This is a genomic window from Chloroherpetonaceae bacterium, from assembly GCA_025056565.1.
Lineage (GTDB): Bacteria > Bacteroidota > Chlorobiia > Chlorobiales > Thermochlorobacteraceae > Thermochlorobacter.
In genome coordinates, this window is sequence record JANWWA010000001.1 from 280058 (window position 1) to 295676 (window position 15619).

The 15619-nt window shown below is 51.5% G+C and carries 14 protein-coding genes; 4 read left to right on the forward strand and 10 right to left on the reverse strand.

Going from position 1 to position 15619, the window contains the following annotated elements:
* Positions 1–9: 9 nt before the first annotated feature.
* The 5 genes from NZM05_01250 to NZM05_01270 all read right to left on the reverse strand — a co-directional run bounded on the left by NZM05_01250 (position 10) and on the right by NZM05_01270 (position 5586).
* Positions 10–3060, reverse strand: a complete 3051-nt coding sequence (locus tag NZM05_01250) for a TAT-variant-translocated molybdopterin oxidoreductase (GenBank protein MCS7012244.1) — start codon at positions 3058–3060, stop codon at positions 10–12.
* Positions 3061–3079: 19 nt separating this feature from the next.
* Entirely contained in the window at positions 3080–3736 is a 657-nt protein-coding gene (locus NZM05_01255) for a cytochrome c family protein (protein ID MCS7012245.1), read from the reverse strand.
* 24 nt (positions 3737–3760) lie between these two features.
* Positions 3761–4684, reverse strand: a complete 924-nt coding sequence (locus NZM05_01260) for a heme o synthase (GenBank protein MCS7012246.1) — start codon at positions 4682–4684, stop codon at positions 3761–3763.
* 113 nt (positions 4685–4797) lie between these two features.
* On the reverse strand, positions 4798–5013 hold the full coding sequence (locus NZM05_01265) for a hypothetical protein (protein ID MCS7012247.1): 216 nt from the start codon (positions 5011–5013) through the stop codon (positions 4798–4800).
* 165 nt (positions 5014–5178) lie between these two features.
* The gene (locus NZM05_01270; GenBank protein ID MCS7012248.1) at positions 5179–5586 is read right to left on the reverse strand and encodes a hypothetical protein; all 408 of its coding nucleotides are present in this window, start codon (positions 5584–5586) and stop codon (positions 5179–5181) included.
* 205 nt (positions 5587–5791) lie between these two features.
* On the opposite strand from NZM05_01270, the gene gcvT reads away from it, so the two are divergent.
* From gcvT to NZM05_01285, 3 genes are all read left to right on the forward strand, one after another.
* The gene (gene gcvT, locus NZM05_01275) at positions 5792–6925 is read left to right on the forward strand and encodes a glycine cleavage system aminomethyltransferase GcvT (protein MCS7012249.1); all 1134 of its coding nucleotides are present in this window, start codon (positions 5792–5794) and stop codon (positions 6923–6925) included.
* An 18-nt stretch (positions 6926–6943) separates the two neighbouring features.
* Complete coding sequence (locus tag NZM05_01280) at positions 6944–7711, forward strand: 2-phosphosulfolactate phosphatase (GenBank protein ID MCS7012250.1); 768 nt, start codon at positions 6944–6946, stop codon at positions 7709–7711.
* Positions 7712–7823: 112 nt separating this feature from the next.
* Positions 7824–10694, forward strand: coding sequence for a DNA translocase FtsK (locus tag NZM05_01285; GenBank protein MCS7012251.1), 2871 nt, complete (start codon positions 7824–7826; stop codon positions 10692–10694).
* Between the two features lie 15 nt (positions 10695–10709).
* Here NZM05_01285 and NZM05_01290 read toward each other — a convergent pair whose 3' ends face one another.
* The 5 genes from NZM05_01290 to NZM05_01310 all read right to left on the reverse strand — a co-directional run bounded on the left by NZM05_01290 (position 10710) and on the right by NZM05_01310 (position 14439).
* The gene (locus tag NZM05_01290; GenBank protein ID MCS7012252.1) at positions 10710–11405 is read right to left on the reverse strand and encodes an SDR family NAD(P)-dependent oxidoreductase; all 696 of its coding nucleotides are present in this window, start codon (positions 11403–11405) and stop codon (positions 10710–10712) included.
* Positions 11402–12427: a lipase family protein gene (locus NZM05_01295; protein ID MCS7012253.1), complete on the reverse strand. Its 1026-nt coding sequence runs from the start codon at positions 12425–12427 to the stop codon at positions 11402–11404. Before NZM05_01295 ends, NZM05_01290 begins: the two co-directional genes overlap by 4 nt.
* Complete coding sequence (locus NZM05_01300; GenBank protein MCS7012254.1) at positions 12397–13611, reverse strand: M20 family metallopeptidase; 1215 nt, start codon at positions 13609–13611, stop codon at positions 12397–12399. Before NZM05_01300 ends, NZM05_01295 begins: the two co-directional genes overlap by 31 nt.
* Positions 13612–13760: 149 nt before the next feature.
* Entirely contained in the window at positions 13761–13919 is a 159-nt protein-coding gene (locus NZM05_01305; GenBank protein ID MCS7012255.1) for a T9SS type A sorting domain-containing protein, read from the reverse strand.
* A gap of 94 nt (positions 13920–14013) precedes the next feature.
* Positions 14014–14439, reverse strand: a complete 426-nt coding sequence (locus NZM05_01310; protein ID MCS7012256.1) for a hypothetical protein — start codon at positions 14437–14439, stop codon at positions 14014–14016.
* 364 nt (positions 14440–14803) lie between these two features.
* On the opposite strand from NZM05_01310, the gene NZM05_01315 reads away from it, so the two are divergent.
* On the forward strand, positions 14804–15589 hold the full coding sequence (locus NZM05_01315; protein MCS7012257.1) for a nucleoside monophosphate kinase: 786 nt from the start codon (positions 14804–14806) through the stop codon (positions 15587–15589).
* The last annotated feature ends 30 nt before the right edge of the window (positions 15590–15619 follow it).

Here is a 15619-nt window from a genome sequence, read left to right on the forward strand (position 1 = left end):
TTCTCTCCTTTATGCTTTTTGTTGTTCAAGTTCAGGGTTTGGATTGCGCAACTTTGCTAAGTAAGTGGTTCTCGGCTTGACATTGAGTTCACCCAAGAGCGCATAGTTGCGGTTTTGCGCTTTGATTTGCGACACCTTGCTATTAGGGTCTCTGATGTCACCAAACACAATTGCTTGCGTCGGGCAAACTTGCTGGCAAGCAGTCATAATCTCGCCATCTACCACATCTCGGCCTTCGTTCTTTGCCAGAATTTTCGTGGTCTGAATGCGATGCACGCAGTAGGTGCACTTTTCCATCACGCCGCGTGAGCGCACGGTTACTTCAGGATTCATCGCCATCTTGGTGATTTCAGGAATCTCCCGATTCCAGACCACATTGTCGTTCTGGTAGTTGAAGTAATTGAAGCGGCGCACTTTGTAGGGGCAGTTATTGGCACAGTAGCGCGTGCCAATGCAGCGGTTGTAGACCATTGTGTTGAGACCTTCTTGGTCGTGTACCGTTGCGACCACAGGGCAAACTTGCTCACACGGTGCATTTTCACAATGCTGGCAAGCAACAGGTTGATAGACCATTTCAGGCATATCGCCTTCACCTACAAAGTATCGGTCAATGCGAATCCAGTGCATATGCCGACCTTTTGCAGTCTGCTCTTTGCCCACGACAGGCACATTGTTTTCGCTCTGGCACGCCACCACGCATGCATTGCACCCAATGCACGCATTTAAGTCAATGGTCATTCCCCATTGATGTCCTTGGTCATACTTGTAAGGCGAGTCGTAGAGCTTGGACGGTGGATACTTTGTGAGGTGCGATTCCACAAAGTCTGGCTTTTCTCGGTATTCTGCCAGTGTGCCTTCAATGACGATAGCGCGTCCATCCATATAGCCATAGTATTGCGTTGAGGCCACTAGCATTGTCTTGCCAGTCTTTATGACTTCTACCCCAGAGCAAACGTCCATGGCATCGCTGGTGCGAATCGCATAGGTGTTTGCGCCCACGCTATTGCCCACACGTCCCACACGTGTTCGACCGTAACCCAGTGCAACAGTGATGGAACCATCGGCATGTCCGGGCACAACCCAAACAGGCAGTTCTACCTGCCTATTGCCCAATCGCAGGGCAATCACTTCACGATGCGTTTCACTCAAGGCAAACTTGTGCTTCAGCCCAAGCTGCTTGGCGGTGCCCTGACTCATTAGTGCTGCATTATCCCAGCAGATTTTGGTAATAGCTTCAGGCGTCTCTTGCAGCCAAGCATTGTTGGCGTATCGCCCGTCGAAGGTTGCCGTAGAGGGCTGGAAGCACAGTTCCAGCGTGTTCTCTCGGGCTGCCACTTCAAATGGCTTTTGCGCAAAGAGCTGCGCAAGGCTTTGAGCTTTGAGCGAAGGCACCAGCTTCTGTGAGGCGGAGTTTTCAATCACGCCGTCGTGTAGGCTTTTGCGCCAGAAATCCTCGAAGGCGATGCCTGAGAGACCGGTTTGCTGCTTCCAAGTCTCTTGCACCAGTGCATAGCCTTTGCCATCAATGCCTGTGGTTAGCAGGTTTAATACCTCTATCACAGAGCGTGTGTCAAAGAGCGGTGCAATGAGCGGCTGAATCAGACTGGCGGTGCCGTCTGCAGCGCGCGCATCGCCCCATGACTCCAAGAAGTGCGACTTCGGCAAATGCCAAGTCGACAGTGCCGATGTTTCATCGTCGTGATAGCTCAGGTGAATGGAGGTTTTCACTTTTTTCAAGGCACTGGCAAAATCCAAGTCTGCTGGTGCATTATAGACAGGGTTGCCACCCAGCATCACCAGCGTCTCAATTTTGCCCTCGTGCATCGCTTTTACCAGCTCTACCAGTTCGCTTCGGCTCGGCAGCGCTGCATCTTTGAACGGCACGAAAGAAAGCGTATTGCCCAGATTTCCCAGTGCGGCGTTGATAGCAATCGCTAAGGCGTGCACGGCTGCAGGTTGCTCTCGTCCTGCCACAACCAGCGATTCGCCCTTGTGCTGAATGAGGTCTCTGGCAAGTGCTTCAATCCACTTTTTGTCGAAGTCTTCACTTGGCGCTTGCAGGGTTTCTGTGCCTGGAATTGCCACTCCTTGTCGTTGCAATTCTTCAGCTAAGGCTGCAGCAAATGCGCCGATTTTTCGGGCTTGCAGTCGCAAGCGATGGTCTGCCATCGCCCCCGTTACGCTGTATGCCGCCTCCACCACATAGAGCCGATTCATTGAGTCTTTTTCGGACGCTACACGTCGCCCCTCTGCAAACGCTCGGGCGTTTGCTACGCTTTCGCTTTCTTTTAGGAGAAAATCGGCATTGAGCGACAAGATGACCTTTGCTGCGCGAAAGTCGTAGAGCGGACGCAATACTTCGCCAGTGGCAAGGCGCACGCCCTCATAGATATTTTCATCGCTTACTGGTTCATAAGCGACGACCTTCGCTTCGGGGAAGGTTTTCAGACACTCATTCATTAGGCGCGCCAGCGAAGGCGACGCAAACGATTCAGTGAGAATTGCTAAGCCTCTACCATTCTGCGATTTTTGGCGCAAGAGTTCATTTCGCCAAAATTCTGTAAAGGCTTGCCACGACGATTTTTCTCCCAGATGCTTTACCACTTGCGAGCGGTCAGGGTCATAGAGATTCAGGATTTCCGCTTGTGCAAAAGCATTCGTTGCGCCTAAGCTCGAGGGGTGCCTTTCATTGCCTTCAATTTTGTTCGGTCTGCCTTCGTGGCTACGCACCAATATGCCCAATGCTGAAAGACCAAATGGCATCGTCGTGGCGTAATACTGCGGAATGCCGGGCGTGATGTCCTCAGGCGCTTTGACATAGGGGACAATTTTCTCTACAGGGCGACGGCAGCTAGCCAGCCCAGCTAATAGGAACGATGCGCCCATAATCGTTAAGAATTTGCGCCGTGAAATGGGGTCGCTCATCTCAATAGCGCCTTCGGGGAACTCTCGCTCAACCCACTCTTGAAATTCAGGCGTGTTGACTTCTTCCTCTAAACTGCGCCAATACCTCTTGCCTGTAAGGGGTTGGTCAATTTTCGGTCGCGGTGTGCGTTTCATACTTCTACACTTTTTTGGTTTATCGGTGGCAAGCCGAGCATTCCGTCGGCGGATTGAGTTTCTTTTTGGCTTTGATTTCTGCCGCTAATTCGGCTTGGTTGGCAGGCACGACCCAGTTCATATTGGTCACTTCGCTAACGGGTCGCAGGTGCGGGTCTGGATTGCGATGACAATCCAAACACCAACCCATGGAGAGCGGCTCAACCTGCATCACGCCTCGCTCGTCCATTTGCGCTACATTGCCATGGCAGCTCTGGCAGCCTACGCCCGCATTGACATGAACACTATGATTGAAGTAGGCGTAGTCGGGCACCTTATGCACTTTAATCCACTCAATGGGTTTGCCCGTCGTCCAGCTTTCTCGAACCAGTAGCAGCTTTTCGCTTTTAGGCAAGACATGCTTTTCGTGGCAATTCATACAGGTTTGCGTAGGTGGCACGCTGGCATTAGCCGCTTTTTCTACAGTTGTGTGGCAGTAGCGGCAATCCAGCCCTAAGTCGCCTGCATGCAACTTGTGGCTGTATGGGACAGGCTGCTTGGGTCTGTAGCCCACATCGAGCGCTTTGGGGGACCAGTAATACCAAATCAGCAACACTACCAGCGCTAGCCCTCCAACAAAACTAATCGCAAAGACTGTTGGAAATTTGTTTGTCCATCTTGGGAATAGCTGTGCCATACTTCCAACTACCAGTTTGTTTGTTTATGCAAAAACTCGTTGCACCACGCTCTCTATCACCAGCGCAGTAAAGAGTCCGAAGAGATAAAGAATCGAGTAGCTAAATAGCGCACGCATCTTTTCTCGCCCCCGATTTTTCTGTGCATCAAAGGTTTTCTTGATATACAGTCCGCCTAAGACCGACGCCACAATCCAATAGACATAGCCGCCAATGAGCACGGCAAGCCCAAGCGAGACTGCAACGGTCATAGTGGTATAGATGACCATTTGCCGCAGTGTCACCTCATCACCTTTTGCGATAGGCATCATTGGATAGTTCACTTTTTGGTAGTCTTCCTTGCATAGCATTGCCAGTGCCCAGAAGTGTGGTGGTGTCCAGAAAAAGACAAGGAGGAAGAGCAGATAGGCTTCCAGTGCTACATTGCCTGTTACGGCGGCCCAAACGCCAATCGGTGCCATCGCGCCTGCCGCACCGCCGATGACGATATTCTGTGGCGTAGTGGGCTTGAGCCAAAGCGTGTAGAAAAAGCCGTAGAACAGAATCGTTGCAAGCGTAATAGTGGCGCTCAGCCAATTAAATGCAGCGGCAAAAATCCCAACCCCTATTGCTGCAATTGCAACACTAAACCCTAAGGCTTGATTGGGCGTCAGTTTGCCCTGCGGGAGTGGTCGACGCAACCGAGTGCGCGCCATTTGGGCATCGATCTCACGCTCAAAGTATTGATTGAGCGCATTTGCTGCACCGCCTGTCAGATAGACTGCTAAGAGAATCAATCCGAAGCGAAGCGGGTCTGTGAGCAGACTGCCTTCTAAGCACAATGCCACCGCCGCTGAAAACACGACCAGCAGCATAATCGTGGGTTTGGTCAGCAGCAAGAGGTTCTTGACCACTTCTGCAACCGTATGCTTTCCAGCGTGCTCACTGGATATTGCTTGCTTCACTTCCATACTTCTATCAATGTCGCCTTATGGCATTACAGACACTTTCATACCGAAAGGGTATGGCTTGAAATGTTCGCTCGAAAGGTTCTTTGAGGCAGCGGTGTTTGCAGCTTTTCTTGTCAGCCTGTGCTGGCGCACTGTATTACTGTCTGACGTTTTTGGAATATGCACCTTGAAAAAATTTTCATCTTTGCAGTGCCAACAAAGTCAGCAGCTGAGGCATCACATTGCAGCAGCGAAAGCCAAGAATGAACGGTCAGGATGGCGGGCATCTCAGGTGCAATGCCAGTCAAGTTCTGCTTGACCGCATCGCCGATGTTGGAGAAGGATTGCATACTACAATCGTTCATTTTTGTTTTGCCTCTCTGCGTGAAGCGATACTGCTGCTTCAAACCTGCACAGAGAAAGCTAGTGCGTTCATTTTTGGCGCTGGACAATGATAAGAAAAAATTTTAGGCTATGCAAGAAGTTGCAAAAAAATGCAGGGAAATTTTTCCGTGCTATTCTTCCTCGTCGTTCCAATTGTCCAAGCGCAGGCGCTCACGATGTTTGCGCAGTTCCGCACGGCGTAGCCTTGCGCGCGTCCAGTTTTGCGTGCGCACGAAGCGATAAATGCCGTAGAGCACCAGCACTGCAGAAAGCGTCACGCCGTATTGCTCAGTGATAGGATTGCGTCCCAGCTGAAAATACACTCCTACAGAAAGCGTAAAGAACAGCAAGGAAAACCCATAGCCCGTAATTTCTGTGAAAGTCAGTCCTCCAAGCAGCGAGCGATTCTGGTTGCGTGCTCGTAGTTTCTCACCGATGCTACCTTTCTGTGGCAGAATGATTTTTTCTTCGTCTTGCTCAGGCGCTCCGTCCTCGTGAGCACTGCCATTTTGCCAAAGGTCGTCCTTTTGCCAGCTCATTTTTCGCCCCCTTCCTTTGCTTGCTCTAAGTTAGACATTTAATCGGATTTGCGGCAACCTTTCTCTCCGAGCTATGCACAAACTTTTCAGAGATGTATGCGGTTGCAAGAAACTTGGCTATACTTCCTCTCACACTAATTTAAAACGCCCTAGTTTTTTCGTATCTTTGTGCTTTCATTAACCATTGAAGGAAATTCTCCGCTCCGTGAAGCGCACGCCGTTATACCGTGTTCATCAATCGCTGGGCGCAAAGTTTGTCGAGTTTGGCGGCTACGAAATGCCAGTTCAATACCGTAGCGTTCTTGAGGAGCACCACGCTGTGCGGCGCTCAATAGGCGTGTTTGATGTGTCTCACATGGGCGAGTTTGAGCTAATTGGCGAGGGTGCGCAGGCGTTTCTAAACGAGATGCTTACCAATGATGTTAGTCGCCTTGTGCCTGGGCGTGCCCAGTATAATGCGATGCTCTATGAAGGCGATGCCACCTATCCAGATGGCGGTATCGTTGATGACCTTATTGTCTATTGCATTAGCGCCACCCATTTTCTCTTGATTGTCAATGCGAGCAACATTGAAAAAGACTGGGCGTGGCTTTGTCGCCACTTACCGCCGCGCCTTTCGCTCATCAATCGTTCCGATGAGTATTCGCTTTTAGCGGTGCAGGGTCCCAACGCTGAAGCCACCCTGCAGAAACTCACGCTTCTCTCGCTTTCTGAGATGCGATACTACAGTTTTGCACACGGCGTGCTTGCAGGCGTGCCGATGTATGTTGCGCGCACGGGCTACACAGGGGAAGATGGTTTTGAGCTTTGCTTCGAAAATCAGTATGCAGAGCAAGTGTGGCAAGCCGTGTTTGATGCAGGGCGTGAGTTTGATATTATGCCCATCGGATTGGGCGCACGCGATACGCTGCGTCTTGAAATGGGCTATGCGCTTTACGGGCATGAAATTACTGACTTTACCAATCCTATTGAAGCTGGGCTTGGGTGGATTACGAAACTTCACAAGCCCACTTTCAAAGGCAAAGCCGCTTGCCTCTATGCCGCTGAACATTTAAGCCGAACACTGGTCGGGTTTGAACTGATGGGGCGCGTCATTGCCCGTCAAGGCTTTGAGATTTTCTCGCCAAATGGTGAGAAAATTGGCACGGTCTGTAGCGGCACGCTTTCTCCTACGCTCAACAAACCCATCGGCACGGGATATGTCCTGCTTGAGCATCGTGAAGCGGGTTCACGCATCTACATATCTATACGAGGGCAGCTACATGACGCTCAAGTAGTGCGTCTCCCATTTCTCTCAAAAGCACGACGGCAGGCTGCAGTGTCTGCCCAGAAGAACTAAACCACAACGGCATCGTCAATGAAAATTGATGTCTTCTTTACGCCAGAGGGGTTTGATGATGATTATTTGCGTGAGCGGCACGCCGTCGTCATTGATGTTTTGCGTGCCAGCACCAGCATCATTGTTGCCCTGCAAAATGGCGCCAAAGAAATTGCTCTTTACACGGACATTGAGGAGGCTCGTTCTGCCGCCAGCAGCCTCTTCAATGAACAGCCTCTTCTCTGCGGCGAGCGACACGGCAAAATCATTGAGGGCTTCGATCTTGGCAACTCACCCGAAGAATTTACCGCCGAAGTGGTCGCTGGCAAGCCGCTCATTTTTTGCACCACCAACGGCACCAAAGCCGTGCTCAAAGCTCGGAGCGCAAAAACGACCACAATTGGCGCCTTTATCAACATCTCCATCGTCAAAGAATTTCTGGTCCGACCTGAAAACATTGATTACAATCTTGCGATTGTCTGCGCTGGCAAGGAAAATCGCTTCTCGTTAGAAGATGCACTCTGTGCGGGGCTTCTGGTCGATAAATTGCTTGCCGACAAAAAAGCGCAAGTCATCTCGCTTTCCGACTCTGCTCTCTCGGCACGCATTCTCTATGAAAAGTTTCGTGGCAATGAACTTGCCGCCCTCAAAGAAAGTGAGCACGGTCGCTACCTCTCTACTATTGGCTTCTCCAAAGACCTCGAGTTTGCTGCCAAGCTCGACACCTCACAAGCCTTACCCATTCTTGAAGATGGGGTGCTGCGGCTCTACAAGCTGGAGACCAAAAAATTTAAGCGCGTTGATTAAATTACGGCGCATCACAAGTTGAAGGCCATCGCGGTAAGTGTTTCGGGAGCGCCTTGCGTGCTTAGGCAGCACTTACCGCATCGTTTTTCAAACGCCTAAACTGTAACTTGTGATGCCAACTTCGGAAAGAGAGTCTTCTTCAGTCAGCCAGTCAAAGTCTAAACGCAAAGCGAAGCAAGCCAAACTAGCTTTTCTCTCTGCACTCTCGGCACGCCAGTCTGAGCTGCTTGGCGCCGCACTGATGCTTCTCTCACTGCTTTTGCTCATTGCTCTTGTCGCTTACTCGCCTGACGATGATTCTGTCATTGAAAACGTCTCGCTCTTTGAGATCTTCACCGAAGTGGGGCGACTTGCCGCTTCAAAAGTGCGAAACCCACTAGGTTTCTTGGGTGCCAAGCTCTCTGGCGCACTGGTGTGCACCGTGTTAGGCTATCCGACTGCAATTCTGGTGCTGGCAGTTGGGTTTTGGGGCTGGTCGCTTTTTCGCCGACGTGCGCCTGACAAAGCACTGACCGTTACAATTTATGCTGTGCTGTTTTCTACACTCTTAGCCTCTCTCTTTGGCTTGACTCACTTCTCGTTCAGCCAAGTGATGTCGGGTGCTATTGGGCGATTTATCGCTACAGTGCTCTCGACCAGCGTTGGCACTTTTGGGGCGTGGGTGATTCTCCTTGCTTTGCTCGGCATTACACTTGTGCTCTGCATTGACCTTGATTTGCAGAAAACAACCGACCGCTTGCTTTACCTATTCCGCAACAAAGCCAGCGAAGCACAGATGCGATTTAAGGAGTGGCACAAAGCCCGAGCCGCTATGCGACAAGCTCAGCAGGCGGCTGAATCCAGTGAAGCAGGCGCTGAGTGCGACCGTGCAGCCAGCACGGCTGAATCTTCTCCAATCACTGACACTGAAGCACCCGCTCCAACACCTCACCTCTCCGACGCCTTGTCGCAGCTCAGCGTTCCAATGTCCACCTCATCGGCTCAATTTGCTTCAGAGACTGCAGCTTCGACTGAACACACTTCTGCTGCATCCGTTGCGCTGCCGTCTTCTACAAGTGACCTGCCGCTCATTGTCAAAAACACCTCAGAGCCTATGCCGTCTCTATCAGAGACTTCTCCTCAACACTCCGCACCCACTGCTCTTTCACTCGAGCCGCCCGTGCTTCGTGAAGAAAGCTGCGCCGATACTTCTCTACCACTCGGAGACATACTCAGAGAGAGCGACAAAGAAGCCTTCGAAGCGTCTGCGGTTAAAACCTCTACCAACTGGGCTACGGCGCTCTTGACTCAGTCCGACGATAGCATTGATGACATTTTGCAAGACTACTATTTAGGCCAGAAAAGAGGCAGCCTTGCTTCCCCTAACGATGCCACTGACCCTGCTTTCACTCATCACTCTGCCGCTCCCCTTGAACCAGAGATAACTTTAATTCAAGCGCCTGAAGAAGTCCCTGCAAACTTAGATGACCGTCCGCTTGAAGTGGAGACAAAGGAAAAATTCACTTACCAATTTCCATCTATTGACTTGCTGCTTGACCCTGAACCAGAGCAAGACCCTGTCTCGCTCGAGGAGCTTGAGGAGCACAAGCGTCGGCTCTTAGAGAAACTGCGCATTTACAAAATTGAAATCACGCGCATTGAGGCTACAGTTGGCCCACGCGTGACGCTCTTTGAGCTGGAGCTTGCGCCTGATGTCAAGGTTAGCCGCATTGTGGCACTTCAAGATGACCTTGCAATGGCTATGGCGGCACGCGGCATTCGCATCATTGCACCTATTCCGGGCAAAAACGCTGTGGGCGTTGAGATTCCCAACCATAAGCCACGCATTGTGCGCATTAAGTCGCTTCTCAATAGCGAGAAGTTCAAACACTCCAAGTTCAAGTTGCCTATTGCGCTTGGCAAAACGATTGCCAATGAAATTTTTATTGATGACCTTTGCAAAATGCCTCACCTTTTGGTTGCGGGTGCAACGGGTTCAGGTAAATCTGTGGGCATTAATACCCTTCTTACTAGCTTGCTTTACTTTTGCTCACCTGAGCAAGTAAAGTTCCTTTTGATTGACCCCAAGCGCGTGGAGCTTTTTCCATATCAGTGCCTTAAAGACCACTTTTTGGTCAAGTTCCAAGATTTGGAAGAGCAAATCATTACTGACACCAGCAAAGCGGTCTATGCGCTCAAATCAGTTGAAAAGGAAATGGACAATCGGTATGAACGCTTGGCTAAAGCAGGCGTGCGAAATTTGCAAGCCTACAATGAAAAGTTTCCGCAGGAGGCGTTGCCTTTCATCGTGGTGGTGATTGATGAGCTGGCTGATATGATGATTACCGCAGGGCGTGAGGTAGAAGAGCCGATTGCTCGTCTGGCACAACTGGCGCGCGCAGTTGGCATTCATCTGGTTGTGGCTACGCAGCGTCCATCAGTCGATGTAATTACAGGCGTTATCAAAGCCAATTTCCCTGCACGCATTGCGTATCAAGTCGCTAGCAAAGTTGACTCTCGCACGATTTTAGATACAGTTGGCGCAGAGCAACTCTTAGGCAACGGCGATATGCTTTATTTGCCCGCCTCGCAGCCTAAACCTATTCGCTTGCAGAATGCACTGGTTACAACCGAAGAAGTAGAAGCGCTCACGGCGTTTATCGCCTCGCAGAAAGGCCCCAGTATGGCTTATCTCTTGCCTGCACCTGATATGAAAGCCTCAGGGAACGGGAAAAGCCAAGTGGGTTGGGACGATGATGACGAGGAGAGCACTGGTGAGCTTGATAAGATGTTTGCTGAAGCGGCTCGGCTGGTGGTGCGTCATCAGCAAGGCAGTGTGTCACTTCTGCAGCGGCGCCTTAAGTTGGGGTTCGGACGTGCCGCACGCATTATGGATCAATTGGAGCAATACGGTATCGTTGGTCCGCCCGATGGCAGCAAGCCGCGTCAAGTGCTCATTCAATCCGAAGCCGAGTTAGATGCGCGTCTGGAAAAGTTAGCATAGTGCACCTTCTACCAGTTAGGCATCGTGGTAGATTTTTAGGACAGTATCACGCAGCTTAGAGCCTACAGTGGAGCAGGTAAAGTAAATTGCATCAGCCAGTTCTTCGGGTTTTATCCACGACTTGTAGTCGGCGTTGGGCATAGCCGCACGATTTTGCGGCGTGTCAATGATGCTGGGCACAATGACCGATGCGCTCACCCCTCTTGCATTACCCTCTGCATTGAGCAATTCGGCTAATCGAAAGACCAGCGATTTGGAGAATCCGTAGGCCACTGCATAGCCGCCACTTTTCAAATCTAAACCTGCACGCGCCCCAATGAACACCAGATTGCCAAAGCCTTGCTGTATCATTTGCGCAAAGACGGGCTTTGCGGAAAAGAAGGCAGATTTGAAATTCAGCCGAATCATTTTGTCCAGCGCTTTATCGTCTGTCTCTGCAAGGCTTCCCATCGCAAAGCCACCAACCAGAAAAATGCCCGCATCAAGGCGCTGATGCTGCTGCACGATGCGCTGCACCAGCCCGCGCATTGGCTCTTCGAGCGTTACATCGACGGTTTCGGTCTCCACGCTTGGAAAGGCTGCCAAAAAGGCTGAATTATCAATGCCGGGCTCAAGCGTGGCGACAATGTGATACCCTTCGGCAAGAAATTTTCGGACAACAGCGACACCCAAGTTGCCCGCTGCGCCAGTAATGAGTGCGATTTTTTTCATACCGAGTATGCGGTTGATATTGCGCCAGTGCGCCGAGTTTGGTGAAGCGATTGCACATAACAGTTCCAGACACGAATCGCATAGCAAATCGGTGCATGGTCAGCCAAAAAGTCTGGCACAATTTGCAGCTCGCTAAATTCGGAAATTTTTTTCAAACTAAGGGGTGTGAGCGCTCTCAGCAGCCTTCTCCATTGCTGGCGCAAGTGCATCTTTTGCGATGGGTAGCGTGGCAGCGCCGTTTGCAGTTCATCACGCTCATTGATAAAGCAGAGCTTGCCAATATGCCGAAACCAGCGCACAGGTGGCACTCGTGTAACCACATCGGCGCCCAGCACCACGCGAAACGTATTCTGCGCAAAGGGATGTAACAAAAAGCGATGCAGAAAGCGCAAGTCCCCTACGCGTGGGGAGCCGAAAGTGTACAGTCCGTGCACCACCAGCGGAGAGCAGCGTGCCAGTTTATCTGCTGCAATTGTCGCCAACGCTGCCCCGAGACTATGTCCCGTGAGCCACAGTCGGCGCGGACGCTGTGCCGACAGCTCCGCAAGGTAGGCCGCCAGTTCGTCCCAGATGCTTTCTACCGCATCACGAAAGCCACGATGCACTTTTGCACCTGCCCCGTCGCTTACAAGAAAGAAGTCAAAGTCTGTCATCAAGTCTTGCACGCTGTCCCAAAAGCTTTGCAGCTCTGTGCCACGAAAAGCAACCAGAATGGTTTGTTCCGTGTAAGCCACATAGCACCAGATACTTTGCTTGTGGAAGGGTTTGATTTTTGCACCTGTCTCGTGTAGGTCCGCTTCGTCAAACACCTTTTGAACAAAGGCGGTATCGGCGTAAGCCAGCAGTGCTGCTTCAGCCAGCCACCACGCATTACACAGGTCAAATGTGGTGGCATCTGGGTTAAAGCGGTGGGCTTTCCAGTTCTCAAAATAGCGGTGCTCATAGTTTGGAGGACAAAGCGCCGACAGGGTGTAAGGCGGCAGCGGTTTTTTCACGACATCGTCGAAGAAAGAAATTTCCAAGCCAGATAGCTCATAAAGCCTGTGCCCACGCGCAGGGCTTCTTCGTCAATGTCAAACTGCGTGGAGTGAATGTTGTGCACAATGCCACGCGCCGCATTGCCCACGCCTAATTGCCAAAATGTGCCCGGACAGACTTGCAGGAAGTAAGCAAAATCTTCTGCGCCCATAACTGGCTCAGCATGCACAGCATGTTCTTCACCCAAGTATTCTTGCGCCGCTTTGAAGGCAAACTCCGTCATCGCTTTGTCGTTGATGAGCACTGGATACCCTTTGCGAATTTCAATTTCAGCTTCTACGCCCATTGCCTTGCCCGTAAAGTGCACGATGTCTTTTAGGCGCGTGTGTGCCAGTTCTCGCACCGTTTCGTCCATTGTGCGCAAGGTGCCCATCATGTGCACTTCGTTTGGAATGATGTTCGTGGCGCTGCCGCCGTGAATCGCGGTGATGCTCACCACAACGGGCGCAGCAGGCGGCATATTGCGACTGACAATCGTTTGCAGCGAGGTGACAATTTGCACCGCTGCCACAATCGGGTCGCTGGTGCGGTGTGGCGCTGAACCATGTCCACCTCTGCCTTTCACGGTGATGTATAGCTCATCGGCTGCAGCCATCATGGCGCCTGCGTAGAAACCCACTTTTCCAACGGGCACTTGTGGCATGCAGTGTTGCCCAAACACAGCGTCAGGTGTGCGGTCTTTGAAGATCCCTGCTTCCAGCATTGGCTTTGCACCGCCCGGAATTTTTTCCTCTGATGGCTGAAAAATAAACTTCACCGTGCCTTGAAGATGCGCTCGAAGGGATGAGAGCACTTTGGCTGCCCCCAATAAGGTTGCGGTATGAGCATCGTGCCCACAGGCATGCATTCGTCCCTCAATGGCTGAGCGAAAGGCATGCGTCGTTTCCTCAGGCATGGGCAACGCATCAAGGTCCGCACGTAGCGCCACAACTTTGGAACTGCCGTTTGCCGCTGCCCCGTTGAGATGCGCCACTACGCCTGTTTTAGCTACGCCACGCTGCACTTCAAGCCCCAACCCTTCCAAATACTCCGCTACAATGCCTGCCGTGCGCACTTCCTCGTAAGCCAGCTCTGGATAGCGATGAAACTCACGCCGAAGTGCCACCACTTCATCAAAAATCTTGTCCGTCTCCGCTGAAATTGCGGCTTTTATCTGTTCGGTGTTCATTCTGCAACTTGCCGTTTGTTCATCGAAAAATGCCGTTGCTAGCAAGAACCGAGCGCGCTCACCCACCATCTTGCGCACTCTATTCTGCCCGCTAAGATAAAATAAAAAGGGGGTAGAATCGCCCCCCTGAGCTCATTTCCTTGATTTCGTTACTTTGCTAATATCATTTTCTTGGTCTCTGCAAACCGCCCTGCTCGCAGCGTGTAAAAATACACGCCACTCGGCAACCCACTCCCATCAAACATCACCTCATACCGCCCCGCCTCCTGACGAGCTGCCACCAACACCGCCACCTCCCGACCCAACACATCATACACCCGTCAACTCACCTCTCCCGACACTGGCACTGCATACCCAATCACCGTCCGCGGATTGAACGGATTCGGATAATTCTGCCTCAACTCATACCCCCTCGGCAAACCACCTCCACTTCAAAGCATTAGCAGTAGAGGGGATAGTCCATCGGGCAATGGAAGCAGAGGGGATAGTGACATTAGCGACTGTGAAGACGCCGCCTACAAAGAGGCTGCCCCCATACGCCGCAAGGGCATTGACCGTGCTATTGACCCCGTTTGCCGAGCCTGTGCCCCAACTGCCTGTGCCGCTTTGCGTCTCCGCCTCTGCCTTCGGCTTCACCATCGGTCGACCCTGTGCATCCAGCTGCAACGAAAACCCTTCAAGGCTGTATCCGCCGTCCCTATCTAAGCGCAGCGTGCCGTCAGGGTTTAGGATTTCTCTCACCGAAGGCTGTCTGGTGCTTTGCGCAAACAGGCACTCTGCGCCTGAGAGCAGACACAAACATGCCAGCAGTAAAGCCAGTCTTTTCATATTTGGGGCTATTTGGTTTTGGGAATTTGTTTTGTCAGGCAAGCGAAACGTAGCAAAGCACTTGCAACACTTGCAAACTGTCAAGTGGATTGCTGAATCACTCATCAAGCAAGGAGTCAAGTAAAAGAGAGGCAAAAAGTGCCTGCGGCAGCGCCCCTCCCCTCTCCTTACACAGGAAAGGGGCTGGAAGTATGCTCATCCTGTCCTGACCGCGTCAGAATGTCCCTCTCCTCGCAAAGGAAAGGGACACCGCTCCTCCCCTCTCCTTACAAAGGAGAGGGGTCGGGGGTGAGGTGGAAAGTTTGCAGCGAAGTGATAAATTGCACCGTTTTCCTTCTGACTTTATCGCAAAGGAGGTATCGCTATGAGCAACTTTCGTTTTCCGCCAAAAGATTGGCTTGATTTGCCCAATTTTCTTTCCGTTGAGGAGTTTAAGAACTTGCCACCCAGCGCCAATACCTGTATCATCATTGAGGGAATGCCTTATTCAGGTCGGCACACGCAAGCGCAAGTTATGAGCGAAGAGCTGAACTTGCCGAAGTTTGCTTTCTCTGAGTGGGTTACAAAGTATCCGCCTGAAAATGACGAAGAGCGGCGAATTATTGCCGAGTGTTTGCAAAATAGCGTCTATTTGCCCGACCCCCTTCGCAACAAGGTCGCTGACTGGGCTTTGCATGAGTTTTACGACAAGCGCCACACCAGCGATGAATACTACAGCCGTCCGTTCATTATGGTTGGCTACCCGCGCACACTCGAGCAAGCCAAGCACTTTCAGAAGTTTTTAGCACAGCGCCAGATTTATGCGCTTGTTGCTGTCATTGAAATTAACTCCAAAGAAGCACGGCGCCGAATGAGCGAAAGCACTGTCAAGCGCATCGGGCACGAAAGCGATAAGCTGCCCGAGGTGCAAAAGATTCGTCTCGGCGAATACTTCCTTAAAACGCACGGCTATCTCAAGTGGCTGCTCCTGATGGAAAAAGCCGTGAGCTTTAAGACTTGCTTAGACCGCTCTGAGTATGAGCAGCGTAAGCATGAGTTCTCCGAAGTCATTGACCGTGGCGAGTATGTCGTGCTCTCGCAACAAGATGTCTCGAATATGATTATGAAGTTTTTGGGAATGTTCCACTTTGTGCAGTATATCGGCGCATAGCTTGCACAGAAGGCAGCGCCATGGCTTTCT

Bases quoted from the DNA above. Each gene is read 5' to 3' on its own strand.
- NZM05_01310 (MCS7012256.1), bottom strand. From the start codon at position 14,439: ATGAAAAGACTGGCTTTACTGCTGGCATGTTTGTGTCTGCTCTCAGGC.
- NZM05_01250 (MCS7012244.1), bottom strand. From the start codon at position 3,060: ATGAAACGCACACCGCGACCGAAAATTGACCAACCCCTTACAGGCAAG.
- NZM05_01285 (MCS7012251.1), top strand. From the start codon at position 7,824: ATGCCAACTTCGGAAAGAGAGTCTTCTTCAGTCAGCCAGTCAAAGTCT.
- NZM05_01290 (MCS7012252.1), bottom strand. From the start codon at position 11,405: ATGAAAAAAATCGCACTCATTACTGGCGCAGCGGGCAACTTGGGTGTC.
- NZM05_01300 (MCS7012254.1), bottom strand. From the start codon at position 13,611: ATGAACACCGAACAGATAAAAGCCGCAATTTCAGCGGAGACGGACAAG.
- NZM05_01270 (MCS7012248.1), bottom strand. From the start codon at position 5,586: ATGAGCTGGCAAAAGGACGACCTTTGGCAAAATGGCAGTGCTCACGAG.
- NZM05_01255 (MCS7012245.1), bottom strand. From the start codon at position 3,736: ATGGCACAGCTATTCCCAAGATGGACAAACAAATTTCCAACAGTCTTT.
- NZM05_01265 (MCS7012247.1), bottom strand. From the start codon at position 5,013: ATGCAATCCTTCTCCAACATCGGCGATGCGGTCAAGCAGAACTTGACT.
- NZM05_01315 (MCS7012257.1), top strand. From the start codon at position 14,804: ATGAGCAACTTTCGTTTTCCGCCAAAAGATTGGCTTGATTTGCCCAAT.
- NZM05_01260 (MCS7012246.1), bottom strand. From the start codon at position 4,684: ATGGAAGTGAAGCAAGCAATATCCAGTGAGCACGCTGGAAAGCATACG.
- NZM05_01280 (MCS7012250.1), top strand. From the start codon at position 6,944: ATGAAAATTGATGTCTTCTTTACGCCAGAGGGGTTTGATGATGATTAT.